The following is a 1,439-nucleotide window of genomic DNA, read 5'->3' as shown; positions in this document are numbered from 1 at the left end:
CGGTGTAAATGTGGGTTACCGAGCAGCCTATCGACACGCTTAATGGCATGCTTAACCGTGGTGTTGGAATCCAGTTTTCTGCCAAGCTTGGTTAAGGTTAAATCAGCGCCATTGAGCACGCTTTTAGTGGCAAGTATCAGAGAGCTCAGTCGTTTTTTGTGAATATTAGGGCATTGTTCTGTCAGTGTTTGCTGTAGAATTTGAATATCGCGCATCGTTAGGAATTCCTATTAAATTCATTTGATAAGGTGTGTTTTTGGCGAAATTCATTAGATCAGAATGAGCGATGCGCGTCTGCTCATTGTTTTTATTGGAAATTATGAGGGGATTCGTGAGAGCAAGGCGTTAACTGTAAGGAGTAAATTCAAGCTATGTCCAACTGGGATGATTTTGCTCAGCTATGCAAGCCATGCTTCTCTGACTGCACATTCAAAGATGAGCTTATTTCAGAATGTGGGGGTAAAGAAGACCTGGCTTGGGTCGTGTACCGGCACACTCAAGACACCGCGCTAGAATGGATGAGAAAAAAGGTTCCCGCGCTAGGCAATAAAACACCAAGGAAATGTCTGGGTGCAAATTTAAATCAGCTTAAAGACGTTCTTTTATCATTCCCATGCTAAGCATCAAGCGCGTAACAGTTAACAAGGCCAGTCAACATCGCCCACTGCGTGGGCTGGACCTCCATTTCGGGGCTTCGCCCCTACATTGCGGCCGTTGCTGGCGGCGTTAGCTGTCCGAGGAAATAACAAGTGGAGTTTATTTCAACCAAACTAGAAGATGGAAAAGAGCTAGCGGAGATTCGTGCAGTAGCAATGAAGGCCAGCTTAGAAGCTGTCGGTCGATTCGATGAAAACCGAGTAAGAACTCGATTTTTAGATCGTTTTTCCCCAGAAGATACCTTAAAGATATTGGTTGGTGGTAGCTTAGTCGGCTTCTATGTAATTCTTGATAAAGGTGATCATCTATATCTAGATCATCTATACATCCTACCTGCATACCAAGGCAAGGGCTTGGGTGGAAAAGTAATCACCAAGTTGAAAGTTATGGCGCAAGGCTCAACAATCAAGTTAGGTGCACTAAAGGGTAGTGCCTCTAACGAGTTTTATCTTAATCACGGGTTTAGGCAAACACATAGTGATGAGTTCGATATTTATTATCAATTTAACTAAATCAGCTATAAGGCGCTCAAATTCGCTCCGGCGCAAGCGCCTACGCCGGATACAAATTGTGGTGGTTCGCTTCGCTCACAATACCACAACAATTTGTACCGTTTAGCTTAGCGTTGATATGATTCCCACTGTCAACGAGCGCGTAACTATCCCTGCCAAAAATGTTGGCATGGGAGAGAAACTTAAGTGAGTACACCTTTGGCAAGAAAGTTCGGCGGTTGACCTTGCTGATATTCGCGGGTTTGGTTATCCCCATGACTTGTTTTCGCC

Annotated in this window: 2 protein-coding genes and 1 pseudogene; 1 reads left to right on the top strand and 2 read right to left on the bottom strand. The window is 44.4% G+C overall.

What is annotated here, in order from left to right:
- Positions 1–215: pseudogene (locus tag D1Z90_RS20575) on the bottom strand (IS4 family transposase); the annotation flags it as partial.
- A gap of 534 nt (positions 216–749) precedes the next feature.
- Here D1Z90_RS20575 and D1Z90_RS20565 point away from each other — a divergent pair.
- Positions 750–1,169: a GNAT family N-acetyltransferase gene (locus D1Z90_RS20565; protein ID WP_198419280.1), complete on the top strand. Its 420-nt coding sequence runs from the start codon at positions 750–752 to the stop codon at positions 1,167–1,169.
- 40 nt (positions 1,170–1,209) lie between these two features.
- On the opposite strand, the gene D1Z90_RS21845 is transcribed toward D1Z90_RS20565, so the two are convergent.
- Positions 1,210–1,439 (bottom strand): hypothetical protein (locus tag D1Z90_RS21845; RefSeq protein ID WP_232525331.1); only part of this gene is annotated, 230 nt, incomplete at its 5' end.

It is taken from the genome of Motilimonas pumila (assembly GCF_003596335.1).
Classification (GTDB): Bacteria; Pseudomonadota; Gammaproteobacteria; order Enterobacterales; family CBDFNC01; genus Motilimonas; species Motilimonas pumila.
Note: the sequence above shows the minus strand (reverse complement) of the source record. Positions and strands in the feature narration are given on the sequence as shown.